We start from the raw sequence: 25,699 nt of genomic DNA on the forward strand, positions 1-25,699 counted from the left end.
ACCTTTTTATTCTTTTGACATATAGAAAACAATGTATTGAAATAATACAACAGAAACCCAACCTATTCCAGTAGCAAATGCTACAGACTTTAGACCAAATCTTTGAATAAGCAAATAAGAAAGAATTACACGAATTGATATATGTAAGATAGTTCCAATTACAGGGATGTTTACTTTACCACTTCCTCGGTACCAACCAACAAAGGCGCTTCCTATAAAACATAAGACATAAAAAATAGAAATAGTTTTCATATATTCTACACCATTTATCATAATGTCATTATTTGTATTGCTCATCATAAGTCCAATAGTAGTTTCTGAAAAAAAGTACATTATTAAAGATAATCCAATTCCTAGACACACCAGAATAATCAATCCTGTATAAAATCCTTGCTTTGCTCTTTTTCTGTCCTTATTTCCAGTATTTTGTGCAACAAATATAGATATGGCCTCAGCTCCACTATCTCCAAAAGAATTAGCAAACCCTTCAATTCTTGTTGTAGCAGTATATGATGTAATCATATCTGTTCCCATTATATTTACAGCACCTTGTACTAGTAGTTTTCCAATATACAGACTAGATTGGTGGAGAGCAGAGATTAGACTATAAGAGATAGTTAATTTTAATAATTTCCATTCAAATTTCATATCCTCTCTTTTAAATAAAAGAAATGAGATATTTTTTCTTATATAAACGAAACAAAGAAGTGATGCGAGTGTCTGTGATAATACGGTTGCAAAGGCTGCTCCTTGAATTCCAAAATTACATACTGCAACAAAAACTAAATCTAAAACAGTATTCATTATCATTGAAAACATTAAGATAATAAGGGCCGATTTGGTATTACCAACAGCTCTCAAAGTTGCTGATAACAGATTATAAAAATATGTTGCAATGAGTCCACAAAAAATAATATTTAAGTAAGATTTTGCTATACTTGCAACCTCATGTGGAGTATTAATTATGTTTAATAGTGGAGATAGTATAAATATTGAGCATATACTTAATACAAAAGTCAATGTAGCTCCAAAAATAGTTGCTAAAAAAGATTCTCTTCTAAATGAAGACAAGTCATTGGCACCATAAAAATGTGCAAAGATAATTGAAATACCTGTGCAACTACCACTTAATATAAATATAAAAAGATTCATAATAGTACCTGCTACACCTACAGCAGCAAAGGCAGTTTGGCTTACAAATCTACCAACTATAATAGCATCAATAGTATTGTAAAGTTGTTGAAGTATATTTCCTAAAAGCAATGGTAACATAAGTATAAACAATTCTCTTTTTATATTTCCCTCTGTTAAGTTAGTTGTATATTTCATAATAGCACCTCGTTAAATTTTAAGATATAATTAGTTTACAGTCATATCAAATAATTGTAAAATGCCGTTTTTAGCCATATAATATAAATAAATATTTATATTATGAATTGAGGTAAGGTTATGACAGAACTTGAGATACAAGCATTTTTGACTGTTATAAAGTTAGGTAGTATTTCTGCTGCTGCTGAAAGTTTGTATGTTACTCAGCCAGCATTAAGTAGAAGAATAAATGCATTAGAAACAGAACTAGGATACAAGTTAATTAGAAGAAAAAAAGGTATACGAATATCAGAGTTGACAGAAGAGGGAAAAGCATTTGTACCAATTGCAGAAAAATATAAAATTCTTTTACAAGAAGCCAAGTCTATAACTAAAATGGATAGAAGTAAAATTCTAAACATATCCTCTATAGGGAGTGTAAGTTCATATATACTTCCAGATGTATTTTCATGCTTTATGAACACATATCCAGAATATAATATAAATTTTTACAATTATCATTCTTATGAAGCATATGATTACATTTCAAAGGGAGAAGTAGATATAGCACTTATTTCTGATGATATGTTTTTTAATAATATAGAGACAATACCAATATTTAAAGAAGCTATGTTACTAGTAACAAGTTATGGTTCAAAATATAAAAGTGAGTTACATCCTTCTATCTTAGATGTTGCTGATGAGATAAGGCTTCCGTGGAATCCTGAATATGATTTATGGCACAATTTTTGGTTTCGTTCAACTCTTCAACCTAAAGTATTTCTAGACCAGATGTCACTTTTGGAGTACTTTATGAGGCAAGAAAATGTGTGGGCTATTGTGCCAGTGTCAGTAGCATACCATCTTAAAGAAATATCAAATATCGAAATACATTATATAAAAGATGCACCTCCAGATAGATTTATTTATTACTTAATTAAGGAATCTAGTAAGAAAGAAATAATAAATAATTTTTTAGATTTACTAAATGAAAAATTATTGAAAATTAAAGGGTTAGAGTCTTTAATTAAAAAGTAAAAGTTATAATAAAATCTTGAACTAAGAATTTATTATGAGGTTAAGACATTATTTTGGAAACAATTATTATTAGGATTGGAAAACATAGAAGGAAATTATTAAGTATACTATAGTAAATATAAAGTATATATAAAAATAAATTTGTTTACAAAAGAGCAAGATTCATTAAATATGACTAAGTGATGATTGATATAATGTTGCGTGGATAAAAGGAGGAGAGCTGCAATGTCTTATAAAGTAATTAATGTCATAACAGCTATTGACTATATAGAGGAGCATTTATCAGATAAGCTGGATTTAGATATAGTTGCTAATGCTGTTCATTATTCAAAATATCACTTACATAGAATTTTCACATCTTCTGTTGGCTTGACGATGCATGATTATATAAAGCGAAGAAAATTAACAGAAGCAGCAAAACTATTGGTATTTTCAAAGAAACCAATAATTGAAATTGCATTGATAGCTGGATATGAAAGTCAACAGGCATTCACTTCTATATTTAAAGCTATGTACAAAAAATCTCCAAATAAATATCGAAAAGAACAAGAATTTTATCCTTTGCAGCTAAGATTTGTTTTGAAAAAAGACGATTTATTTTCAAAAAACGTGTTAGAGTTGGAAAAAGAAATTAAACTTGCAAATATGTCTGATATACCATTGTGGATGAATTTAGTGCGATTAGTCATAGATGGATTTCCAAATTTGCAAGAGGAAGAATATATTTCTCAATTGGAACAGTATATTTTAGAAGAAAGAGCCTTGATATTAAAGCTTAATAATATTGCTATTGCAAATATGATATTTAATAGAGAAACTAGAAGTATTGATTTTTTTGGTATACATCCACAATATCGTAATTCAGATATTGCACAAGTGTTTTTGAAGAAAGTTATTGAAGATTTCTTAATAGATACAGATATCTCAATTACTACCTTTCGAGAGGGTGACAAAGCCGATACAGGGCATAGAGATATGATAAAGAAGTTGGGATTTGCAGAAGCAGAGTTGCTTGTGGAATTTGGATATCCTACTCAAAAATTTGTCATGACTTCTGTAGATAAAAAGAACAATAAATAGCAATAATGATTAAAAACTCCAAAATATAATTAAGTATAATGATTCAATATAAGTACTTAATTAACAAGGAGGATTTAAATGTCTAAAAATAAACAGGTAGTAAATTTTGATTCTATTGTATTTGATTGTGAACATAACATATATGAACATGATACAGAGCTATTAACTTCTTTTCCAGATGAGATTGTACATCTAATAGATATAAACAATAAGATAGAAGATGCTTTTAATAAAGCTGAAAATCTTGTTGGAAAACTTGAGAGAGATTATATGGAAGCCAAAATCTATATGGTAAAAAATCGGGGCGAAATAGACCCACATGAAATGTTTCAAAATGAACAATCACTAAAACAAATAGATAACTATGGAGCTTTTATGGTGAAAGTTCGAGATAAGATTGATAAAACTAAAGATTCTCCATACTTTGCTAGAATAGATTTTAGATTGAAAGATGTGGATGATGAATATAAGTACTACATAGGTAGATTTGCATTTGATTATGAAGATGAACTGTTAATACTTGATTGGCGTTCTCCAATTGCTAGTATGTTTTATGATTATGAAATAGGAGTAGCAGGATATGATGCGCCAATAGGATGGGTAGATGGAGAAATAACAAGAAAGCGACAATTTAAAATCAAAAATGGGAAATTGGAATACGCATTAGAAAGTTCTATCAATATACAAGATGATATTCTTCAAAAAGAACTTAGTCATACTTCAGACGAAAAAATGAAGTCAATTATTTCAACAATACAAAAAGAACAAAATCAAATTATCAGAAATGATAAAGCTGATACATTGATTATTCAAGGGGTAGCTGGTTCTGGTAAAACATCTATAGCATTACATAGAATTGCTTTTCTTCTTTATAGATTTAAAGATAAAATATCAGCAAATAATGTAATTATCCTATCACCTAATAAAGTTTTTGGAGACTATATTTCCAATGTTCTACCAGAACTTGGAGAAGAACCATTATGTGAATTAAGCTTTGAAAATATAGCAGAAGTACAATTAGAGAGAATAATTAACTTTGAAAGTGAGAGAAACCCATTAGAAACAAATGATGCTAAATGGAGTGAAAGAGTGCGTTTTAAATCTACACTTGATTTTGTAAAACTTATGGATAGTTATATAAAACAAATGCCTAATAAGATTTTTATTCCAGAAGATTATATTTTTGGAGACTTCATAGCTAAAAGTGATTGGATACAGAGTAGATTTGATGCATATAATAAATATCCAGTTAAGAGAAGACTTGAAAAGGTAGCTGAAGATATTCGTTATAGATTCGAAACAGATAATATTATGGAAGAAGATTTACCAAGAGTAAAAAGCATACTTAAGAACTTAAATGGAATGTTGAAAATAAAAAATACCCTTTTGCTGTATAAGGATTTCTTTAAGCAAATGAATATATCAAACATGTTTGTGATGCCAGAAAAGAAAACACTTGAATGGTCAGATGTATATCCATTTATATATATCCATGCTGCATATGAAGGATTACAAGAAGATAAGGTTATAAGACATATTGTTATTGACGAAATGCAGGATTATACACCTATTCAATATGCTGTAATAAACTTGCTTTTTAAGTGTAAAAAGACTATTCTTGGAGATTTTGGACAATTAGTTAATCCCAATCATACTCACACACTAGATGATATGAAACAACTATATGATGATGGGGAACTAGTTATGTTGAACAAGAGTTACCGTTCTACTTTTGAGATTATTAATTTCACAAAAAAGATTCAAGACATATCTTCATTAGAGCCTATTGAGCGACATGGCGAAGAACCAGCTTTATTAAAATGTAATAACGAACAAGATGAGATAAATAAGATAAAAATAGAAATTGAAGAATTTAAAAAGAGTGATAATGCTACTCTTGGTATTATATTAAAGACAGATAATGACGCTAAAGCTATATATGATGTGTTAAGAGAAGAATATAGTGTTCACTTAATATCTTCTGAAAGTTCTAGCTTTACAAAAGGAGTCTCCATAACTTCTATTAAAATGTCAAAAGGTCTAGAGTTTGATGAAGTTATTGTACCTTCAGTAAATAATAAAACATATTATAGTGATTATGACCGCAGTTTGTTGTATATTGCTTGTACACGAGCTATGCACAAACTTAAGTTAACATATGTTGGTACATTAACTCAACTTATAAGCATGTAGATTATATTTTATATGCATTTATTATCATAAATGAGAATTGGGGCAAAGATTCATCAATAAATCAATAAAAAATAATACTTATAAACAAATAAAAAATAAAAGCTATAAATTACATTTGAAATTTAATAAAATTTTATGATTTATAGCTTTTATAATGTTAATTTCTTTTAAAATAAAGTTAAACTTTAAATTTATGAACTAAAACAAAGTAGTAATATATATGTAATAGTTCTTAATCTCTTAATAGTAGTATTATATTATCTATACCTTTATTGATTTTCTAAGGAAATCTGATGTTATAGTGCAACCTCTTTCAAACATTTCTAGTGGTGTACCTTCAAATACGACCTGACCACCATTTTTGCCACCATCAGGACCAATATCAATCACCCAATCAGCTTGTTTCAATACATCCAAATTATGTTCAATTATAATTATAGTATTACCTTTATCGACTATATGCTCAAAAATCAACATAAGTTTTTCAATATCAGAACCATGAAGCCCTGTAGTCGGTTCATCTAAAATATAGATAGTACCTTTTTTGTTGAGGTTTTTAGCTAACTTAATTCGTTGACGTTCTCCTCCAGATAGTGTGCTAAGCGGTTGACCTAAGGTCATATAAGATAAGCCAACATCTTTCATGGTTTGTAAGATTTTACAAAGCTTCTTTTCTGTAAAAAATTCAAGAGCTTCATCGACTGTCATGGATAGTACATCAACTATATGTTTGCCTTTATATAATTTTGCCAAAACTTCTTTACTATATCTAGTACCTTTGCAAGCTTCACATGTATTAATAATAGGGTCCATGAATACAAGTTCTGTAACAAGTACTCCTTTACCATCGCAAACAGGACAAGCCCCCTTTGAATTAAAGCTGAATAAACCTTCTTCAACATTATTTTCTTTAGCAAATACTTTTCTTATCTCATCAAAGAAACCAAGAAATGTAGCAGGCATAGAACGGTTTGTAGCTGTAATACGGCTTTGGTCGATTTTAATAACATCTTTTTCGTACTTTTGCGCAAAAACATGAGAGATTAAAGTACTCTTGCCAGAACCTGCTACTCCAGTAACAACAGTCATAATTCCCACTGGTAAATCTACATCAACATGTTTTAGATTATTTATACAAGCATCTCTAATTGGAAGGGTACCTTTTGGCTGACGAGAATTAGTTTTTATAGGTAATGATAGATTCATTGCATTTGAAGTAAGAGTATTTGCTAAAAGTAATTTGTCATAAGAACCTTGGAATACAACATGTCCACCATGCATACCAGCACTCGGTCCAATATCTATAACTTCATCTGCTATGGAGATAACATCTTTATCATGCTCTACCACAAGGACAGTGTTTCCTCTATCTCTAAGTTTTTTTAATAACTGATTCATACGATGTACATCTCGTGAGTGCATACCAGTGCTAGGTTCATCGAAAATATAAGTCATACCTGTGAGGCTACTTCCCATATAGCGTACAAGTTTTAATCTTTGAGCTTCTCCTCCAGATAGAGATGATGATTCTCTATTTAGATGTAGGTAAGGAAGTCCAATATCAATCATTCTTTTTAAACCATCAGCAAGAGTCTTTATTACAGTTTCAACTCTTTTATCTTTTATTTGTAACAATAAATCATAAAGGTCAGTAAGTTCCATATCACACATATCTGCAATCGAATATCCTAAGATAGTGCAGTTAAGAGTTTCTTTATTTAATTTTTTTCCGTGGCATATAGGACATTCTTTATCTGTTATAAGTCTTTCTGATTTTTCTTTTGTGTGTTTACTCATATTGCTAATATCTCGATTCAGATATGTTTGATTATACTTGTTAAAAATACCTTCTATTTTTGGATTTTCCTGTTTGCCATCTTTATTTTTTGAGCCATAAAGCAATAAATTATATTCTTCTAAAGAATAATCCTTTATAGGTTTATCTAAGTCAAAAAGTCCAGACTCTGCATACTGCTTCCAGTACCATGAATTAGGTTTAAATAAAGAGTCATTTATACATCCTGTATTCCATGAATTTTCAGGATTTATAATAGATTCAATATTGATTACTTTAACTCTACCAATCCCAGCACAATTTTTACACATACCATTTGGGTCATTAAAAGAAAAATGTGAAGTTGTTCCTATGTAAGGTTCTCCAATTCTAGAAAATAATAATCTTAGTGATGAATACAAATCACTTATAGTACCAACTGTGGAACGTGCATTACCACCAAGAGGAGTTTGGTCTACGATTACAGAAGCAGTTAAATTATCAATCAGCTCTACCTGAGGTTTTCTATACTTAGGTAGTCTATTTCTGATAAATGAAGAATATGTTTCATTCATCTGTCTTTGTGATTCTGCTGCGATTGTATCAAATACGATACTGGATTTTCCAGAGCCAGAAACACCAGTAAAAACAACAATTTTATTTTTAGGAATTTTAAATGATATATTTTTTAGGTTATTTTGTGTAAGTCCTTTTATTATAATATTTGACATGAATGTTAAATCCTTTCTGAGTACATTTTAGTAAAGCAATTATATTATGTAACCATATTATAATAAAATTAAAAGCTACTTTCTTGATATATTCTGCTATGTTATAGGACGTATTTCTAAGTTTAATCAGTCTCACACAATCTGAATAAATGCTAGTTGATAATAGATAAAAAAGTACATAATAGATACTCGTAATTTGATAAATATAAAGATAATTATACAATTAAAACGACTTGACATTTAAAACTTACTATTGTAATATTTAAATATTACAATAGTAAGTTTTAAATAAAGAACAAATAATTACCTCACTAACTGAAAGGAGGACATAATGATACTAATAGTTATATTAAGTATCTTCATCATAGCTTCAATCAATATAATTATATTAGGTAAAGAAAATATAAGAGACATAGTTATACCTTTAATTCTATTTATTGTAAGTGATTTTTTATTTTTGTGTGGAAATATCATATATAGGGGAGGAGTAATTCTACTATTTATAGGCTTATTTGCAATACCATTGATGTTAATTGCATTTATATGGATTTTAGTACATATGATTAAGCTTTACTATAAAAAAGATTTAAATAAAAGAAAAATGATTGGATGTATATTTGGTATCTTTATAAGTATAGGCACTATATTTATTCCTAGTCCAAGTGAAAGTTTTAGATTTAAACTTTACGAAGAAGATTATAGTGTAGTAGCTAAAGCTATTTTGAAAGTTTATGATGAAAAAAAGTTAAGCTCTGAATGTACCTTTTATATTAAATCTGATAAAAACGAATTGGAGAAGATATTTTCTAAAGAAGTAATAAAAAAAATGAAAAAATTAAACAGAAATTTAGATGTAGTTAAAATTTCTGGAGATAGAAATTTAGTCTATTTTTTATTTGGAGCTGAATTACAGTCTATTGATGGTATTGTAATTTTTAAAGACCTAAAAGATGTTAAACCAAAGTTAGATTTTATAAACAGAAGTATCCAAGCTCCTAGATTGGAGTATATTACAAATAATGTCTATTATTTTAAAGGTGGATTATAAGCTTATGTAGAGGAGATGATATAAAGTATGAAAAGAAAAAATGATTTTATTTGGATAGTTATTCTCCTAATTGTCATAGCTATGGGAGTATATTATGTAGGAAAAAAGCATAACGATACAAAACAAAAGTATGATAAGAATTATATAAACTCTGAATTAAATAACTCTAAAACTGAAAACAAGGATAAAAACAAAAAAGAAAAAATTAATATAGTTGATTATAGTGATTGTTTTAAAAATATTAGTGGAGGAGCTGTTTTTTATAATACTAAAAATAAAGAATATAATATATATAACAAAGAATTAATCGAAACAAGAAGGTCACCATGTTCTACTTTTAAAATAGTTTCAACTCTAATTGGTCTAGAAAAAGGAGTAATAAACTCGAAAGAATCAGTTATGGGATATGATGGAACAATTTATAAAAATAAAACTTGGAATAGAAATCTTAATTTGGAAGAGGCATTTAAGCAATCTTGTGTTTGGTACTATAAAAAATTATTAAATAAAGTTGACTCTAATTCTGTTCAAAAAATTCTAGATGATTTAAAATATGGAAACTGCGATATTAGTGAATGGGAAGGCGATTTAAAAAATGGAATGGGACATTTAAATGGATTTTGGTTAGAATCTTCATTACAAATATCTCCAAAAGAGCAAGCAGAAACAGTAGCAAAGATATTTGAAGGAGATACAAGCTTTAAAAAAGAGCATATTAATATTTTAAAAGATATTATGAAAATAGATGTAAATGACAAAAACATAAATTTGTATGGAAAAACTGGAACAGGATATGATGGAAAAAATCAACATGTAGATGCTTGGTTTGTTGGTATGGTAGAGATTAAAGATGATACTTATTATTTTGCTATTAAATCAGATGATTCCAATAAAGAAGTTACAGGTCCAAAGGTAAAAGAGATTGCAGTTAATATAATTAAGAAATACTATAATATCACAAAATAAGCTTAATTTTATTTGCATGTATAAGCTATTTAGTCATTAAATAATTTTACTAAGTTAAGTATAGATTATGTCTAAATCTTATAGTACATAAAATATTTGTTATTGAGTAATAAAATAAATCATAATACATATTAAAATAAATGTTAATAGCTCTTAGAGACTATGCAATATATTAAAAGTATAAATAAAATATGTTGCATAGTTTTTATTTTACATTATAATCTTAAATAATATATAAAAATATATAAAGGCAATTAAAGAATAAAATAATATTTTAAGGAGCTGAAGGTTATGGATAGACTACTATATATCAGACCTGTATATGATGAAGATGTCAAATTGATAGAAAACTGGATTAACCAAGAATATATACTTAAATGGTTTAAAAGTTCTGAAGAATGGATAAAAGAAATTAAAGCTAGATTTGGGGAATTTAGTTTTATAAAACATTTTATTGTTATGTATGATAATATGCCAATTGGGTTTTGCCAATATTATGACTGTCTTAGTGCAAATGAAATCTTTCACCCTGAAATACTAATTATAGGTACGTTTAGTATAGATTATTTAATTGGAGAGGAAGAGTATTTAAGGAAAGGTATTGGAAAAGCAATCATTAAATTGCTTATACATAAAATATTTAATGAAACAGAAGCTGAAAGAATAGTAGTTAAACCAGAAAAAGAAAATCTTGCTTCTTGTAACTCTTTAAGAACGAATAATTTTGAATACGATGAAGAAAATGATTTATATCACTTAAGTAAGAGTGATTTTTTGAGTAAAAGTGACTTAGACTAATTAAAAATAATTAAAATATAAATGTGTTTATAAAATATAATTTGCCTAATTAAAGCAGGTATTTTAATAGTTGTTTATATTTAGATTTGTGTCACTATAATGTCATTTTAGGTTGATAAAATTTAACCATAAAGGAGATGATTGTATATGGAAATACTAAAATGTGAAAATCTCACAAAAATATATGGTTCAAATCAAACTAGGGTGACAGCCTTAAATAATGTGAATTTATCAGTTCAAAAAGGGGATTTTGTATCCATTGTAGGAGCATCTGGTTCTGGTAAATCAACATTATTACACATGCTTGGAGGAGTAGACAGACCAACATCTGGGAAAATTTATATTGAAGATACAGAAATAGCAAGTTTAAAAGAAGAAGCTCTAGCAGTTTTTCGACGTAGAAAAGTGGGTCTTATCTATCAATTTTATAATCTTATACCAACTCTTGATGTCAGAAAAAATATATTATTACCGATGTTACTTGATAAAAGAAAAGTGGATGAAGAGAGATTTTCTGAAATTGTATCAATACTAGGATTATCTGATAGATTAAATCATCTTCCAAGTCAACTTTCAGGTGGACAACAACAAAGAGTATCTATAGCTAGAAGTTTAATCTATAGACCAGCTATTTTATTAGCAGATGAGCCAACAGGTAATCTTGATAGAAAAAATTCAGAAGAAATTGTAGACTTACTGAATATATCAAATAAACGATTTAATCAGACAATACTTCTTATTACTCATGATGAGAAAATAGCACTAGAAGCAAATCGTATTGTAACTATGGAAGATGGTGTGATTGTCTCTGAAAAGGTGGTGAAGAAATGAATATTCTTCAAGAATACACCTTAGACTTTGTACGTCGCAATAAACGCAGTAGTATAGCCATAATGTTAGCCATATTACTTACTACAACAATGATGTCTTCTTTATGTGGGCTATTGTATACGATGTGGAGTGATTTCGTAAGACTTTCAATAGAGAAAGAAGGTAACTGGCATGGTGAATTATTTGATACTACCTATGGAAGTGACCTATCATTAATTGAAAATTTTTCTTCTGTTGATGATGTAATGGTGAAAGGACAATGGTATGTAGGGAAAATTAGTAATGACAAAAGAGATTATATAATTTATAGAAATGCTACATCAGAATACTGGAACTCCATGCCAGAAAAAGACACTATACTAGAAGGTCGTCAACCAAAGAATGCTAATGAAATTGCACTTTCAAAACAGTACTTTGAAAGTAATCCAAGTACAAAGATTGGTGATAAGATTACTATTCCAATAGGTTATAGAACTTTAAATGGAAATTCTCTTGAACCTGTAGCTCCAAAATCAAAAAGTGAGAGTTTTAAAAAAACTTCAGAAATAACATTAACAATAGTAGGAAAAATGGATGTTACAACATCATCAGTTGTACCTGCATACACAGCTTTAGGATATTTGGATAAAAAAAGTATAAAACCCAATGATAATATAACTGTGTACTTACGATTTAAAAATATACGAGATACATATAAAGAACTCCCAAAGCTTGCTAAGTCATTGGGGTGGAAAACTAACGAATATGGAAAATATAATCTTAAATACAATAGTAATTATCTTTTAAAGATGTTAGTATTTCCTCCAGAACAGAAAGCATCTATGAATAGTATAGAAAAATTTGCAACTCCAATTATGTACTTTACAATAGCAATTTTTACAGTAGCAGTATTTGTAATGGTGATTTACAATGCATTTTCATTATCAGCAAATGCTAGACTTACTCAATTAGGGATATTATCTAGCATTGGTGCATCACCAAAACAAATTAGGAAATCTGTGCTATTTGAAGGCTTTTTATTAACTATTATACCTCTGCCAATTGGTTTATTTTTAGGCTGGTTATTGTGTGATAGACTTATAATTTATATTAATTCAATCAATTCTTCTACAGGTACTCAAAGTGTGGTATATACTTATGGTATTCCTGCTTTTTTACCAGCAGTTTTACTTACAATAATAACAGTCTGGATTTCTGCACTTATACCAGCACGAAAAGTATCAAAGATATCTCCTATAGAAGCAATACGACAAGGAGATAGTATTAAGATAAAAAAATCACATAAATATTCACTAGGAAAGATATTTGGTATAGAAGGAGAACTTGCAATGAATGCACTTCATGCACGTAAAAAATCCTATCGTACTGCAACAATATCTTTAACACTATCTTTTCTATTGCTTACAGGTTTTTTGCATATAATCGCAAACCAAGAAGGAGCAGAAGCTGTCTATGGAAGTGACGCTTATGAAAAACAAAGGGATATATCAATCCATTTAGCAAATGGAGAATCTGTAGAGCCTGCTTTTATTGAAAAACTAAGTAAGACAGAAGGTGTAAAGAGTTCATTATGTTATCTTAAAATGTCTGCTGCTACTTGGTTAACTGAAAAAGATGCCTCGAAAGAACTTGCAGAAAATGGTGGATTTAAAGGTGTAGTTTCATCTAAAAAATACTCTCCTATAGAACGTAATGGTAAATTTCGTATATACTCAGCTATAATTGGACTTGATGATAAGAGTTTTACAGAATATTGCAGACAAATTTCTGTGGACCCGAAGATATTCTACAATACAGAAAACCTAACTTCAATTGTATATAATAAAGAGGAAGATATTAATCGTAGTACACGAAGAGATAAAGTATATATAGATTATTTAAATCTTTCAATAGGAGACAATCTTAAATTAAATGAAAGAATATCTGATGAAGGTAAAGGCGATTATACTTTTAATATGAAAGTGGGAGCTATTACAAATAAGCTTCCTCAAATAATAAATACTAATTCAAGATATACATTAATTCAAATAGTACCAATGTCTATAGTGCAGGAAATATCTAAAAATTATAATGAAGAAGGTAGACTACGTTCAAATAATATGATGGGATTATTTAAAGTAGATAATCGTGAAGATATCCCAAAAGTAAAAGAAAAATTAGAGTCTATTTATAATAAAGCTTACGGGTCTGGAGATTATAGTATTGAGGATGTTGTAGAAAATGAAGAAAAAGATGCTAGTGGAAGAAAGACTATGAATTTAATAGTGAGCTTCATTACAGGATTGTTGGCTATGATTGGATTATCTAATGTATTGGCCACAGTGTCAGGGAATCTTAGAAGCAGAAGACAAGAGTTTGCCATGTTACGTTCTGTTGGATTATCACCAGATGGTATAAAAAAGATGCTTGCTTTAGAAGGATTATTTTTAGGAATTACACCATTATTACTCAGTATTCCTGTACAAATAGCAATAGTGTATATTTTTCTACGTATAAATGAAATACACTTTATAGAGTATTTACCATTTGCACCTTTATCTACAATAATAGGTTTTACTGTATTGATACTTTTTATTGTAATATCATCATATATGATAGGATATAAGCAATTAAAGAATGAAAATATAGTAGAATCTATAAAAAATGAAACAATATAAATAAAAGTTATCTGAATTAATTTAAGAATAACACCTTAAGACTATTGATAAGTATAGGTATGGTTCTATTATTTATTTAATAAAATCTGATTTATTTAATAAAGTATGAAATATAAATAGAAATATATTGTTTAAATAATAGATAGGATATAAATATGACTGGATTATAGGATTTTACCTATAATCCAGTCTTTTATGTGTAAAATTTAATTATGAACCTTGCACCACCATTATGACAATTTTCTGCATGCAGAGTTCCATTTTGACGTTCTATAATAGACCTTGATAGAGCAAGTCCTATACCAATACTATCCTTATTAGCATTTTTACCACGATAAAATCTATTAAAAATATATGGGAGTTCTTCCTGAGAAAATCCATTACCATTATCCTCTATAATAATTTCAGTATATAGAGGATTTTTGTTGTAGTAAGCAATAATATGTCCACCATTTTCTATATGTTCACTACAATTTTTGAAAATATTCAAAAGAGCTTCTAAAGTCCAATTAATATCAACTTCAAATTCTACTGAATCGCAACTTTCTATAGAAAGTGTTTGATGTTTTTCTTTTAAAGAATCTTCTATAGGCTCAACTGCATAAGTGAGTAGAGAATGTACATCTATAAGTTTTCTTTCAAATATTAAAGTACTTGCATCCAATTTTGATAATATAAGTAAAGATGAAACTAATCTCTCAAGTCTTGAGATTTGATTTGTAAGTCTATGAATATAATCTATTTCCTCATCAGAGCAACTTTCTGAAAGTAGTTGTGCCATAAGTGACATAGAAGTAATTGGAGTCTTAAGCTGATGTGCAATATCTGCAAGATTATCAGAAAGGGTCTGCCTTTCTTTTAAAGCAAATTCCTTTGAACAACGAAGCTCTCCTACTGTTTTGTATATCTCATCTTCAAGGTGAGAAAATTCATCTTCACATCGTAAAAGCACAGACTCTTTTCCTGAGTTTACTTTTTCTAAGTATCTAGTAAGATTGTTTATTCTATTCATTTTTTGTATATTTTGTTTATGTTTAAGTATATATACAACTAGAGCTATTGTTGAAATTATAATAAAAGAAACCACGAAAAAGTAAAAAAAGTTTTTACTCCAAAATGTACCTTTAGAGTATCCATGCTTTAATAAAATCTCATTTCCAATGTTAAGGTTATTATCACCTGAATCTTTTAGAGATTTTAGTATATGTTCTGTAGACTTAGGATTGAACTGATATGATGCACCAATAGCTTTAGATATCATTTTATATTCATCAAAAGAAGTTATAGTTGTTAGAATTACACTTAACAAAACAGTTATAGCGAAACAGAATAATATAAACACAGCTGTATTATTGATGTCTCTTGGAGTTTTCACTAATTATCCTCCATTCTATATCCTATGCCTCTCAATGTTTTTATACAAGGTGGATTTTTTAATTTTTCCCTAAGACGTTTTATTGTAACAGTAAGGGTATTGTCATTGACAAAGTTGCCATCTACGTCCCATAGCATTTCTAATAACTTTGTGCGAGTCATAGCTTTATTCTTATTTTCCATCAAGCTTAAAAGGAGCTTATATTCTCCTGCTGTCAAAAGTACTTCAACATTATCTAAATATACTTTGACTTCAACTTTATTCAATTTTATATTTTTGCATGTAATAGTATTGTTAATATCAGGATGAGTTCTTCTAAGAACTGCATTAATTCTAGATTGGAGTACTGAAAGTAAAAATGGCTTAACCACATAGTCATCTGCACCCATATCTAATCCATGTATAATGTCTTTTTCATCATCACGAACAGTCAAAAATATTACTGGAGTATCTTCTATACTTTTAACATATTGACAAAATTCATATCCAATACCATCAGGTAAATTTAAGTCAAGTAGAACCAAATCAATAGTTTTATCAAAGTTTTTCTTCGCTTCAGCAATAGTATTATAACAACACACTGTGTGATTTTTCTTTTCAAGAGAAGTTTTTATCCCAAATGTAATTGTATCATCATCTTCCAGAAGTAGTATTTTAGCCATTTACTTTTAATCCTTTCATCAGTTTAAATTTTTAATTTTAGATTTAATATTTTTTCATATTAAAGATAGGAAAAGTATCATTTAAGTAATATAAAGTTTAATTTATAAACTTCTAAACTTTAAGTGAATTTATCAAAAGAGAAAGTGTTGTTTCAATAAATTTCTCTTCATCTATATTAAAATTATCTAGGTACGATTTTCCTGTTAAAGATAATAAATTAAAAAATCCTGTGAGGGTAAATATTGATGAATACATAAGAGTAGGTATTTCAATATCATATCTAATACTTCCATCATTTTTTCCAACTTCAAACATTGCTTGGATTTCGTCAAACATAAATTTGTTAAAAGAAAAAAACTTATTCTTAAATGGTATCTCTGTATCTGAGTTTCTCGATTGTACAGCACCAATCATCCCCATAAGAGATAGAAGTGAGGGATTAGTACAATAAAATTTATAAAATGCAAAGTATGAAAATTTTATTTTTTCAAATCCTGTTTTACCCTTTACATTTTCTATTTCAATACTATTCCAAAGTCTCTCATATCCTCTTAAAACGACAGCAAAAAATAAATCCTCTTTACATGAGAAATATTTATATATAGTACGTTTAGTATATTCAACTTCTTTTGCCAATTCATTCATAGTTGTATTATCAAAGCCATTAAGGCAAAATAATATTTCTGCCTTATCAATAATCTCGTTTTCTTTTTGTAATTTTTCTTTATCTCTTCTTGATAATTCTGACATATAAATTATTCCTTTCTATTGATAATAATGTATACCGGTGGTATACTTGTGTAATTATGATATATTTATATACTGATGGTATACTTTTATGAAAATAAAATTGATATTAAGTCTTATAGATATTTATAACTTCACTAATTAATTATATAGGCAAAAGACTAAATAGGGGTAATTTATTTATGAAAATAACAGAAAATGTATTAATGTTAGATAGTACTCGTGGTTCAAATTGTTTTATTGTGTTTGATAAAGAGCTTACTCTTATAGACACAGGACTTCCTTTTATGGGGAAGAGCATAATTAAAGAATTAAAAACACTTGGAATTAAACTTACAGATATTAAACATATTTTACTAACACATCATGATGTTGACCATATATCTAATGTTAAGTTGCTAAAAGAACAGACAAGAGCGAAAGTGTGGGCTCATATAGAAGATATACCTTTTATTATAGGAGAGAAGGATAGACCTGGATTCAAAAAGTTTATAGGAAAGACAATTTCGAGAAGAATTATTAAGGATATTGAACCTTATGAAGAAAATATGAAGATTGGAAATATACAAATTATCCATACTCCAGGTCATACTCCAGGGCATGTGTGTATGGTTTTTGAAGATGTATTATTTGCAGGAGATTTAGTTAAAAATAAGAATGGGAATATAATTCCTTATCCTAATCTTTGGAATTGGGATTCTGAAAAGATGATGAAATCTATAAAAGAATTAAATAATTTTAAATATGAATGGATATGTATGTCTCATGGACTTCCTTGCATTAAGTAACAAAAATAACAATCTATAATAGGTATATCCTATATTATCTATTGACTATATCCAATATTGGTGATAATATAATATCCAAGATTGAGTATAGGTGGTGAATTTTATGATACGCACTTTAATTTTATATTATCTAAATATTAAACCAACACATGGGTATGAAATTCAGAAGTTTCTACAGGTGTCTGGTGCAGATAGATGGACTAAAATACAGTCTGGGTCAATATACTATGCGTTGACAAAACTAGAAAAAGATGGAGCAGTTAGGGTTTTAAGAGAAGAAAAAACTGGTGCTAGAATTCGTAAAATCTATGAGATTACCCAAAGTGGCAAATTAGAGTTAAAGGAAGAAATACAAAAAGAACTTCAAACGCCAATAGTACCAACAGGTTCAAATAAATTCCTATTACATAATATTTTGGATGTCTTACCTAAGGATATTTTACAAAAGAATCTTGAAAAGCATATAAAATATTTGATAGAACAGAAGAAGTATTGGGAAGATTGGAAAGAGATTAAAAAAATTGATAAAAAGAGTCTTGCAACAGAAAAGATTGCATTTGATATGACAATAGATAATCTAAATTATCAAATTCTATGGCATGAAGAAATATTAAATAATCTTGATAAGTATATATCTGTCGGTTGTGAGACGCAAAATATAATTAAATCTATAGATTTTTCAAATATAGAAGATGATTTTTTATTTACATCTGAGACAACAAATGAATTACTAGAAGTCCAGAGACTTAGAGATGAAATAATTGATAACCCAGATAAAGCTATAGAGAACATAGATAAAATAATATTAAAATTAAAAAATAAGCATTAAATTTTATTATAATAGCACGAGTAAAATACTCGTGTTTTAAAAAAATAATATATACAATGTTGGATATATAATATTGGTTAAACACTTGGGAGGTTTATAAATGAGTAATGTATTATTGGAGATTGAAAATCTATCTAAGAAGTATAAGGACAAGGAAGTTATATCAGGAGAAAGCTTCAAGGTATTCGAAGGAGATATTTTAGGTTTTATTGGACCAAATGGAGCAGGAAAAAGCACATCTATAAATATGTTTACAACGATTGTATCACCTGATGCTGGAAACATATATTATGAAGGAAAAAATATATATAATCAAAAAAATGATTTTAAGCGTTCACTTGGTGTCGTACCACAGGAATTAGCTATATATGAAGATTTAAGTGCATATGATAATGTTAAATTTTTTTGTTCATTATATGGATTTAGAGGTAGAGAACTTAAAAATAGAACTAAAGAAGCTTTAGAGTTTGTTGGACTTTGGGAGAGACATAAGGAGTTTCCTTCAAAATTTTCAGGAGGGATGAAACGTAGGCTCAACATAGCCTGTGCAATTTCACATAGCCCTAAAATCCTTATTATGGATGAGCCAACAGTAGGTATTGACCCTCAATCAAGAAATAAAATTATGGAGGCAATTAAAGATATTAATGCTAATGGTACAACAGTTATATATACTAGTCACTATATGGAAGAAATTGAAATCTTATGCAATAGAATTGTTTTAATAGACAAAGGAGTGATTATAGAAGATTTAGATAAAAACTTATATAAAAGCAAATATTTTAAATTTGGTTGTAAGACATTAGAAGATATTTTTTTACATATTACAGGTACAGACTTAAGAGATTTGGAGGAATAAATAGATGAGATATTTTTTACCATTGTTCAAATTAGGAGTGAAACGAAGAAGTAAAGATTTTTTTATTTTATCTTATAATATTGTTTTTCCAGTAATCATCATCATACTATTAGGATATTTAACATCAAAATCTTACGGAGAGGAATTTACATCATACAATTATTATACCATTGTTACAATACCATTTTGTATTTTTATGGGAATCATTAGTGTTTCATATGCAGCACAGGATGAAAAAGTTTCAAATACATCATATCGTTATATGATTTCTCCTATTTCAGTAGCAAACTTAGTTCTTTCAAAACTCTTCTCTTGTACAATAATACTTTCACTATGCAATTTGATAACTTTATTTTTGTTAAGAGGTATTTTTCATATGAGTTTTGGTGGAAAATTTTTAGCTGTTATTTTTCTTTTGACATGTGAATCAATTGTAGTATCATCCATTGGATTGTTTTTGGGATTTGTTTGTAAAAATTTAGATATGTTACGTAATATCATTAATATACCAATAGTGATTTTTGGATTTTTAGGAGGAGTATTTTTTCCAGTTAGCTCATTAAATTCAACTATTTCATTAATAATAAATATATCACCATTAACATGGATTAATAGAGCTATAGTTGCTTGTATATATGATAATAACTTGCATCTCCTTTTTAATATATCATGCATATTTATATTCACAAGTATATTTATAACAATACTTACAATTAAATTTTTCAAAAAGGAGGTTTTTATATAGTGAATTTAATAAACATTTTTAATAATAATTTAAAAAGAAGTATGAATAAGAGATTAGTTTTCTTAGTTACAATCTTATTCCCTATAATTGTAGTAATACTTGGGATATTGGCAAATTACATAAGTAAACCATCTTTCAATATTGGTATCTTAAATGATTACAAAAACGAACAACTCCTAAGCGAATCTGAAAAAAGAATATATGATAATACAATAATAGCTTTAAAAAATACTCAAGGAATCAATGTAGATATTGCAGACCTTAAAACAGTTAAAACTGATATTATAACTGGGAAGTATTCAGCTGTTATACATTTTAATAAGAGTGATTTTAAGTTATATTCTGTAAAAGATAAAAATACGAATGATATATTAAAGTATTTAATAGAAAGATATAAAAAAGACCCAACTCCTATAGATATAAGTGAACTAGAAGAAAATACCTTAGGTATCTTACAAAGAATAATTGCATTTATCGTATTATTTCTGATGATAACATCCACTGTAACAGCATCAATGATTATCAAAGATAAAAACTCAGGTACATTTACAAGAGTACAATATTCTCCACAAAATATAAAAGGATATGTGTTAGGAAATATGTTATATAATTTTACAATAACATATTTTCAGTACTTAGTTTCAATATCTATAATTAAGTTATTTAAGGTTGATATTGGCATGGATTATATAGACTTGGTTTGTTTAGGAATTTTGGTATCAGCTTTAGCAACTTCTTTTGGAACATTTGTATCTTCTTTATTCAATAAAGAAATGTATGCAAATTTATTTTCTACATGTATAGCCCTTATAGTATCACTTATTGGTGGTTCATTTATTTCAATTGAGAAAATGCCAACAATGTTACAAAATATTAGCATTATAAGTCCAATACGATGGTTTATTAGTTTTGTGACTTATGTGGAAGAGAGAAAAGGAAGTTTTTTTAATATGGGTTATATTTTCATTTTAATAGCCATGACATTAGTTTTATCTTTATTAGCTATGAAGTTTACTCAAAGAAGCAAATGCTTGAGTCATAATAATTGACTAATATAAAACTTTGTATAATGCAAAAGAGCCAATAATCTCTAATTTTCAAAGGTTATTGGCTTTTATTATTGTATCTAATCATTTTAATGACATTCTAAATCCAAAATATAAATTTTTAGTATAACCATTCCTTAGTATCAAAGCACATTTTTTGTATGTCATCAATAAAGCAACTTACATGGTATCCATCAGTAGATGCATGATGAACTGTTATAGAAAGAGGGAGAAGTATTTTTTCATCTTTTTGATAGTATTTACCTGCTTCAATCGTAGGGAAAAAATAATTTTCAAGACCATGATTATGCACAGTAAAACTCTTAAAACTAATCCAGGGAATACAAGAAACAGTATAACAGTTTTTTGGTGGATTTGGTTTTGCTAGAAAACCATAATTTTTTCCATATTCTTTAATATCAGCTAAATAATTTTCATAGAATATCGAAAAATCTTTATCATATTCTGTCCATATTGATGAAAAAGTCTTATCATCATCATGAAAGATTGCATAGAATGGTGTTAATGTACTCCAATAACCAAGTTCATCTTTATCATATGCAATTTTTAATTCTTTATATTGATTTAAGCAAGTCGTTATTATGTATAAATATGCTGGGTAAAATTTAATATTTCTTTCTTTCGTTTCCTTAATTAAATTAGTAATGTCTATTTCTATAGTTAAATCAAATCCTACATTTGTCATTTTTGAAAAATAGTAAAAATGTGTATATCGTTCCCAGTTTTGTAAGTCAATTTTATGGAATTCTCGTTTACTCATATGAAATCACCATATCCTTTATAATACTTATTTGATTATCAATATCTTCATTTGTAATCTTTAAAACAGGAGAAGATGTTTTCATACTATCAAATAAAAACATTATGTGTATTGCAATTGTTTTAGAGTCGCATTTTTTAAATTCACATTTAGATTGTCCATAGTCGATTAAATTTGAAAGCATTGTGATAGCTGAATTATATCTTTTATTCATATAATCACGTTGGTCCTTTTCTACAAAAGCAAATTCATGTATTGCAAAATTCAAACCACAATATTTACTTTTTATATCATTTTTTTGTTGCTGTAAAAAATATTCTAGCATATGTTTAGCTGATATATTTTCCTTGATACCCTTATCTAATAAATTTTGAGAGTCGTCTTTATGAGTATTTAGTATATTAATAAAAATTTCTTTTGTTGAATTAAAGTGTCTATACAGTCCACCACGACTTAAATTACATGCTTCACAGATATCTTTCATTGTTACATTACTATATCCTTTATCAGCAAATAACCTTATTGATGTATCAATAATAAATTGTCTAGTTTGTTCTCCTTTTGTTGGCATATGCTTTAACCTCCTTATTAACGACATGAGTGTCACTTTAATTATGAGACACATGTGTCGTTTTGTCAAGCCGAATTTATTCTCTATAAAGTGAATGTACAATAAAATAATATTAATTTATAAAATGGTTGGACAATACAAGAAGCATGATTTATTTTTAAAGGGATATGAAGAGTAATTAAATAGTAATAATATTATTGACTTTTAAAACTTACGTGTGTAATATATAAGTTACTATCAATTATATATTTACCTATATATTTTTAGGATATACTTAAAAACATAACAAAAGTACAGAGTAGTTATGTTCATAAGATTCCTTTAAACATAAAACTTACATATGTAATATATAAAATAATAAGGGTGGTTTGTATGAGAAAAAATAAAAAAACAAGAAAAATGATAATTTTTGGTTTTCTAATTTGTTTACTTGTAGTTATTGTTGGTTTTTTAGCTAAATTCATATTAGAGGGACTCAATAAAAGCAAACCAGATGAAGTATTTAAGCAATATATGTCTTTTGCAAATGAAAGACAATATGAAAAAATGTATGACTTGTTAGATGAAAAGAGTAAATCAGAAATTAAAAAAGAAAAATTTATTTTAAGAAATAAAAAAATATATGAAGGAATTAATTCACGTAATATAAGTGTAAAGATTAATGAAGTTAAAAAAGAAAAATATAGTGACAAAATAATAAAATACGATTCGAAGATGGATACCTTAGCAGGAGAAATTTCATTTTCAAATGAAGTACCATTAACTAGAGATAAAGATGGAGATTATAGAATAAGATGGGAGTCAGATGTTATATTTCCAGAACTTGAAGAAGATAATACTATAAGAATATCAAAGCTTAAAGCCAAAAGAGGAAATATTTTAGACCGAAATGGAGTAATGATTGCAGGACAAGGCCTTGCATCAATGACAGGTCTAGTTCCTGAAAAAATGAGTGATAATACAGAAGACTTAAAAAAATTATCTACTTTACTAAATATACCAGTTGAACAAATTCAAAAGAAATTAAATGCATCTTGGGTAAAAGACAATTCAATGGTACCTATAAAAACTATCGAAAAAATAAAAGACAAAGCATTACAAGACTCACTTCTTAGTATACCAGGAGTTAAGATATCTAATACAGAAGTTAGACAGTATCCATTGGGTGAAAAAGCTGGGCATTTAACTGGATATGTTCAAAATGTAAATGCAGAGATATTAAAGGAAAAAGAAGGTAAGAGATATAATCCTAATAGTATAATTGGTAAGATTGGCTTAGAGAGTTTACTGGAAGACAGGATACGTGGTATTGATGGATGTGAGATTATTATAGCTGATAGATATGGAGATAAGAAAAAAACTCTAGTAACTGAGCCTAAAATAGATGGAGAAGATGTAAAATTAACTATAGATTCAAAACTACAAAGTAAATTATATGAACAAATGAAAAATGATAAAGGATGTGCAGTAGTTATGAATCCTAAAACAGGAGAAATCTTATCCCTTGTAAGTAGCCCATCATACAATCCAAATGAATTTATACTAGGGATGTCAGAAGATAGATGGAAGGAAGTCAATGAAAATGAAAACAAACCAATGTACAATAGATTTAAAGCACGATTATGTCCTGGGTCTTCTTTTAAACCAATCACTGCTGGTATTGGTTTAACGACAGGAAAGCTTAATTCAAATGAAAACTTTGGACACAGTGGTCTTAGTTGGCAAAAAGATTCTAGTTGGGGGAGCTATAAGGTAACTACATTAAAAGATTATGGTAACACTGTAAACATGAAGAATGCATTAATTTATTCTGACAATATTTATTTTGCTAAAGCAGCATTAAAAATAGGTGAAGATACATTATCAAAAGAGTTGTTAAAGCTTGGTTTTGAGGAAAGTATGCCGTTTGAATTTGGAATATCTTCTTCAAGATTTGGTACTGACGATAAATTTGACACTGAAATACAATTAGCAGATAGTGGATATGGTCAGGGGAAGGTTCTAGTAAACCCAGTACATATGGCATCAATGTATTCAACTTTTGTAAATAATGGAGATATGATAAAGCCATACCTTGAATTTAAAGATAATTCACATGCTGAATTTTGGAAGAAAAGTGTATTTTCCAAACAGTCTGTAAAAATTATTCGTGATGATTTGATTCAAGTTGTTGAAAATCCTAATGGCACGGGTCATAGTGCTATGACTAAGGGAATTACTATTGCTGGTAAAACTGGTACAGCAGAAATTAAAGCATCTAAAGATGATATTACAGGGACAGAACTTGGATGGTTCAACGCTTTTACTGTAGATGAAAATAGTGATAAACAGTATCTGGCAATTGCTATGATTGAAGATGTAAAGAATCGTGGAGGAAGCCATTATGTTATACCTATTGTTAAATCAATATTTGAAGATTAATTTTTCTTAATTTTAGGATTAATCTCATTCACTTGAAGATTGTATTTTATATGTTATTTTTTATTACCTATTTTTTAATATTTAAAAAATTTTATTAAAAGAAATAAAGTATATGTATTAAAAAAATTCATTAGATAGATTTACTTAAAAATTTAATCGTAAGTGAAATCATAAATTGTGATACTTGGGATATTTGACCTTAGAGATATAAGTAAAATAGCTAATAAATTATGAGAAAATCTTAATTATTTCCATATAATTACAAATATATAATATTATATTATTAAAAAAATCTTAAAATAAGAGAGGTATTTATTGTTGAAGAAAGCCAAATAGAGGAGTATAATGGACAAAGATAACTAATTTTAGTAGTACTTATACAAAGTAATTATATTTATTTAATAAATACTTCAAAGTTACCAATAAATTAGAGATTAGTTTTTATTCCTA

General features: G+C 27.8%; 21 protein-coding genes. 14 read left to right on the forward strand and 7 right to left on the reverse strand.

Features of this window, described 5'->3' with window-relative positions; translation table 11 throughout:
- Positions 1 to 6: 6 nt before the first annotated feature.
- Positions 7 to 1,329, reverse strand: coding sequence for an MATE family efflux transporter (locus tag Q3223_RS12305; RefSeq protein WP_407812049.1), 1,323 nt, complete (start codon positions 1,327 to 1,329; stop codon positions 7 to 9).
- A 120-nt stretch (positions 1,330 to 1,449) separates the two neighbouring features.
- Here Q3223_RS12305 and Q3223_RS12310 point away from each other — a divergent pair, with 120 nt between their 5' ends.
- From Q3223_RS12310 to Q3223_RS12320, 3 genes are all read left to right on the forward strand, one after another.
- Positions 1,450 to 2,346: a LysR family transcriptional regulator gene (locus tag Q3223_RS12310; protein ID WP_054268970.1), complete on the forward strand. Its 897-nt coding sequence runs from the start codon at positions 1,450 to 1,452 to the stop codon at positions 2,344 to 2,346.
- A gap of 225 nt (positions 2,347 to 2,571) precedes the next feature.
- Positions 2,572 to 3,426, forward strand: coding sequence for a helix-turn-helix transcriptional regulator (locus Q3223_RS12315; protein ID WP_407812050.1), 855 nt, complete (start codon positions 2,572 to 2,574; stop codon positions 3,424 to 3,426).
- A 78-nt stretch (positions 3,427 to 3,504) separates the two neighbouring features.
- Complete coding sequence (locus Q3223_RS12320) at positions 3,505 to 5,619, forward strand: HelD family protein (protein ID WP_407812051.1); 2,115 nt, start codon at positions 3,505 to 3,507, stop codon at positions 5,617 to 5,619.
- Between the two features lie 261 nt (positions 5,620 to 5,880).
- On the opposite strand, the gene Q3223_RS12325 is transcribed toward Q3223_RS12320, so the two are convergent.
- Positions 5,881 to 8,124 (reverse strand): ATP-binding cassette domain-containing protein, encoded by a 2,244-nt coding sequence (locus Q3223_RS12325; protein WP_407812052.1) that lies wholly within the window; start codon positions 8,122 to 8,124, stop codon positions 5,881 to 5,883.
- Between the two features lie 331 nt (positions 8,125 to 8,455).
- Here Q3223_RS12325 and Q3223_RS12330 point away from each other — a divergent pair, with 331 nt between their 5' ends.
- From Q3223_RS12330 to Q3223_RS12350, 5 genes are all read left to right on the forward strand, one after another.
- Positions 8,456 to 9,172 (forward strand): hypothetical protein, encoded by a 717-nt coding sequence (locus Q3223_RS12330; protein WP_054268973.1) that lies wholly within the window; start codon positions 8,456 to 8,458, stop codon positions 9,170 to 9,172.
- A 27-nt stretch (positions 9,173 to 9,199) separates the two neighbouring features.
- The gene (gene blaCDD / locus Q3223_RS12335; protein ID WP_054268974.1) at positions 9,200 to 10,138 is read left to right on the forward strand and encodes a CDD family class D beta-lactamase; all 939 of its coding nucleotides are present in this window, start codon (positions 9,200 to 9,202) and stop codon (positions 10,136 to 10,138) included.
- Positions 10,139 to 10,429: 291 nt separating this feature from the next.
- The gene (locus tag Q3223_RS12340) at positions 10,430 to 10,936 is read left to right on the forward strand and encodes a GNAT family N-acetyltransferase (RefSeq protein ID WP_054268975.1); all 507 of its coding nucleotides are present in this window, start codon (positions 10,430 to 10,432) and stop codon (positions 10,934 to 10,936) included.
- Positions 10,937 to 11,083: 147 nt separating this feature from the next.
- Positions 11,084 to 11,767 (forward strand): ABC transporter ATP-binding protein, encoded by a 684-nt coding sequence (locus tag Q3223_RS12345; protein ID WP_054275778.1) that lies wholly within the window; start codon positions 11,084 to 11,086, stop codon positions 11,765 to 11,767.
- Complete coding sequence (locus Q3223_RS12350; protein ID WP_407812053.1) at positions 11,764 to 14,424, forward strand: ABC transporter permease; 2,661 nt, start codon at positions 11,764 to 11,766, stop codon at positions 14,422 to 14,424. Before Q3223_RS12345 ends, Q3223_RS12350 begins: the two co-directional genes overlap by 4 nt.
- Positions 14,425 to 14,617: 193 nt before the next feature.
- On the opposite strand, the gene Q3223_RS12355 is transcribed toward Q3223_RS12350, so the two are convergent.
- The 3 genes from Q3223_RS12355 to Q3223_RS12365 form a co-directional block, all read right to left on the reverse strand.
- Entirely contained in the window at positions 14,618 to 15,799 is a 1,182-nt protein-coding gene (locus Q3223_RS12355; protein ID WP_407812054.1) for a sensor histidine kinase, read from the reverse strand.
- Complete coding sequence (locus tag Q3223_RS12360) at positions 15,799 to 16,461, reverse strand: response regulator transcription factor (protein WP_054268979.1); 663 nt, start codon at positions 16,459 to 16,461, stop codon at positions 15,799 to 15,801. The genes Q3223_RS12355 and Q3223_RS12360 overlap by 1 nt, the downstream gene beginning before the upstream one ends.
- A 112-nt stretch (positions 16,462 to 16,573) precedes the next feature.
- Positions 16,574 to 17,212 carry a TetR/AcrR family transcriptional regulator gene (locus Q3223_RS12365; protein WP_054268980.1) on the reverse strand — a complete coding sequence of 213 codons (639 nt, stop codon included), beginning with the start codon at positions 17,210 to 17,212 and terminating at the stop codon, positions 16,574 to 16,576.
- 179 nt (positions 17,213 to 17,391) lie between these two features.
- Here Q3223_RS12365 and Q3223_RS12370 point away from each other — a divergent pair, with 179 nt between their 5' ends.
- The 5 genes from Q3223_RS12370 to Q3223_RS12390 all read left to right on the forward strand — a co-directional run bounded on the left by Q3223_RS12370 (position 17,392) and on the right by Q3223_RS12390 (position 21,479).
- Positions 17,392 to 17,997: an MBL fold metallo-hydrolase gene (locus tag Q3223_RS12370; protein ID WP_054275783.1), complete on the forward strand. Its 606-nt coding sequence runs from the start codon at positions 17,392 to 17,394 to the stop codon at positions 17,995 to 17,997.
- 103 nt (positions 17,998 to 18,100) lie between these two features.
- Positions 18,101 to 18,826, forward strand: a complete 726-nt coding sequence (locus tag Q3223_RS12375; RefSeq protein ID WP_223152952.1) for a PadR family transcriptional regulator — start codon at positions 18,101 to 18,103, stop codon at positions 18,824 to 18,826.
- 100 nt (positions 18,827 to 18,926) lie between these two features.
- Positions 18,927 to 19,685 (forward strand): ABC transporter ATP-binding protein, encoded by a 759-nt coding sequence (locus Q3223_RS12380; RefSeq protein WP_167639796.1) that lies wholly within the window; start codon positions 18,927 to 18,929, stop codon positions 19,683 to 19,685.
- A 4-nt stretch (positions 19,686 to 19,689) separates the two neighbouring features.
- Positions 19,690 to 20,430 (forward strand): ABC transporter permease, encoded by a 741-nt coding sequence (locus Q3223_RS12385; protein WP_407812055.1) that lies wholly within the window; start codon positions 19,690 to 19,692, stop codon positions 20,428 to 20,430.
- A complete protein-coding gene (locus tag Q3223_RS12390; protein ID WP_407812056.1) occupies positions 20,430 to 21,479 on the forward strand; it encodes an ABC transporter permease in 1,050 nt (349 codons plus the stop codon). Before Q3223_RS12385 ends, Q3223_RS12390 begins: the two co-directional genes overlap by 1 nt.
- 118 nt (positions 21,480 to 21,597) lie before the next feature.
- On the opposite strand, the gene Q3223_RS12395 is transcribed toward Q3223_RS12390, so the two are convergent.
- Together Q3223_RS12395 and Q3223_RS12400 are read right to left on the reverse strand one after the other, a co-directional pair.
- Complete coding sequence (locus Q3223_RS12395; RefSeq protein WP_231301318.1) at positions 21,598 to 22,257, reverse strand: chloramphenicol acetyltransferase; 660 nt, start codon at positions 22,255 to 22,257, stop codon at positions 21,598 to 21,600.
- Positions 22,250 to 22,828, reverse strand: coding sequence for a TetR/AcrR family transcriptional regulator (locus Q3223_RS12400; RefSeq protein WP_054268987.1), 579 nt, complete (start codon positions 22,826 to 22,828; stop codon positions 22,250 to 22,252). The genes Q3223_RS12395 and Q3223_RS12400 overlap by 8 nt, the downstream gene beginning before the upstream one ends.
- A gap of 372 nt (positions 22,829 to 23,200) precedes the next feature.
- Between Q3223_RS12400 and Q3223_RS12405 the strand changes: the two genes are divergently transcribed.
- The gene (locus tag Q3223_RS12405; protein ID WP_407812057.1) at positions 23,201 to 25,249 is read left to right on the forward strand and encodes a penicillin-binding transpeptidase domain-containing protein; all 2,049 of its coding nucleotides are present in this window, start codon (positions 23,201 to 23,203) and stop codon (positions 25,247 to 25,249) included.
- Positions 25,250 to 25,699 lie beyond the last annotated feature (450 nt).

It is taken from the genome of Clostridioides sp. GD02367, assembly GCF_045900275.1.
Taxonomy (GTDB): Bacteria; Bacillota; Clostridia; order Peptostreptococcales; family Peptostreptococcaceae; genus Clostridioides; species Clostridioides difficile_A.

Excerpts from the sequence above, each read along its gene's own strand:
- Q3223_RS12315 (WP_407812050.1), top strand. The coding sequence starts at position 2,572 with ATGTCTTATAAAGTAATTAATGTCATAACAGCTATTGACTATATAGAG.
- Q3223_RS12320 (WP_407812051.1), top strand. The coding sequence starts at position 3,505 with ATGTCTAAAAATAAACAGGTAGTAAATTTTGATTCTATTGTATTTGAT.
- Q3223_RS12345 (WP_054275778.1), top strand. The coding sequence starts at position 11,084 with ATGGAAATACTAAAATGTGAAAATCTCACAAAAATATATGGTTCAAAT.
- Q3223_RS12325 (WP_407812052.1), bottom strand. The coding sequence starts at position 8,124 with ATGTCAAATATTATAATAAAAGGACTTACACAAAATAACCTAAAAAAT.
- Q3223_RS12340 (WP_054268975.1), top strand. The coding sequence starts at position 10,430 with ATGGATAGACTACTATATATCAGACCTGTATATGATGAAGATGTCAAA.
- Q3223_RS12310 (WP_054268970.1), top strand. The coding sequence starts at position 1,450 with ATGACAGAACTTGAGATACAAGCATTTTTGACTGTTATAAAGTTAGGT.
- Q3223_RS12375 (WP_223152952.1), top strand. The coding sequence starts at position 18,101 with ATGATACGCACTTTAATTTTATATTATCTAAATATTAAACCAACACAT.
- Q3223_RS12365 (WP_054268980.1), bottom strand. The coding sequence starts at position 17,212 with ATGTCAGAATTATCAAGAAGAGATAAAGAAAAATTACAAAAAGAAAAC.
- Q3223_RS12395 (WP_231301318.1), bottom strand. The coding sequence starts at position 22,257 with ATGAGTAAACGAGAATTCCATAAAATTGACTTACAAAACTGGGAACGA.
- Q3223_RS12400 (WP_054268987.1), bottom strand. The coding sequence starts at position 22,828 with ATGCCAACAAAAGGAGAACAAACTAGACAATTTATTATTGATACATCA.
- Q3223_RS12360 (WP_054268979.1), bottom strand. The coding sequence starts at position 16,461 with ATGGCTAAAATACTACTTCTGGAAGATGATGATACAATTACATTTGGG.
- Q3223_RS12380 (WP_167639796.1), top strand. The coding sequence starts at position 18,927 with ATGAGTAATGTATTATTGGAGATTGAAAATCTATCTAAGAAGTATAAG.
- blaCDD (WP_054268974.1), top strand. The coding sequence starts at position 9,200 with ATGAAAAGAAAAAATGATTTTATTTGGATAGTTATTCTCCTAATTGTC.
- Q3223_RS12330 (WP_054268973.1), top strand. The coding sequence starts at position 8,456 with ATGATACTAATAGTTATATTAAGTATCTTCATCATAGCTTCAATCAAT.
- Q3223_RS12350 (WP_407812053.1), top strand. The coding sequence starts at position 11,764 with ATGAATATTCTTCAAGAATACACCTTAGACTTTGTACGTCGCAATAAA.
- Q3223_RS12370 (WP_054275783.1), top strand. The coding sequence starts at position 17,392 with ATGAAAATAACAGAAAATGTATTAATGTTAGATAGTACTCGTGGTTCA.
- Q3223_RS12385 (WP_407812055.1), top strand. The coding sequence starts at position 19,690 with ATGAGATATTTTTTACCATTGTTCAAATTAGGAGTGAAACGAAGAAGT.
- Q3223_RS12305 (WP_407812049.1), bottom strand. The coding sequence starts at position 1,329 with ATGAAATATACAACTAACTTAACAGAGGGAAATATAAAAAGAGAATTG.
- Q3223_RS12405 (WP_407812057.1), top strand. The coding sequence starts at position 23,201 with ATGAGAAAAAATAAAAAAACAAGAAAAATGATAATTTTTGGTTTTCTA.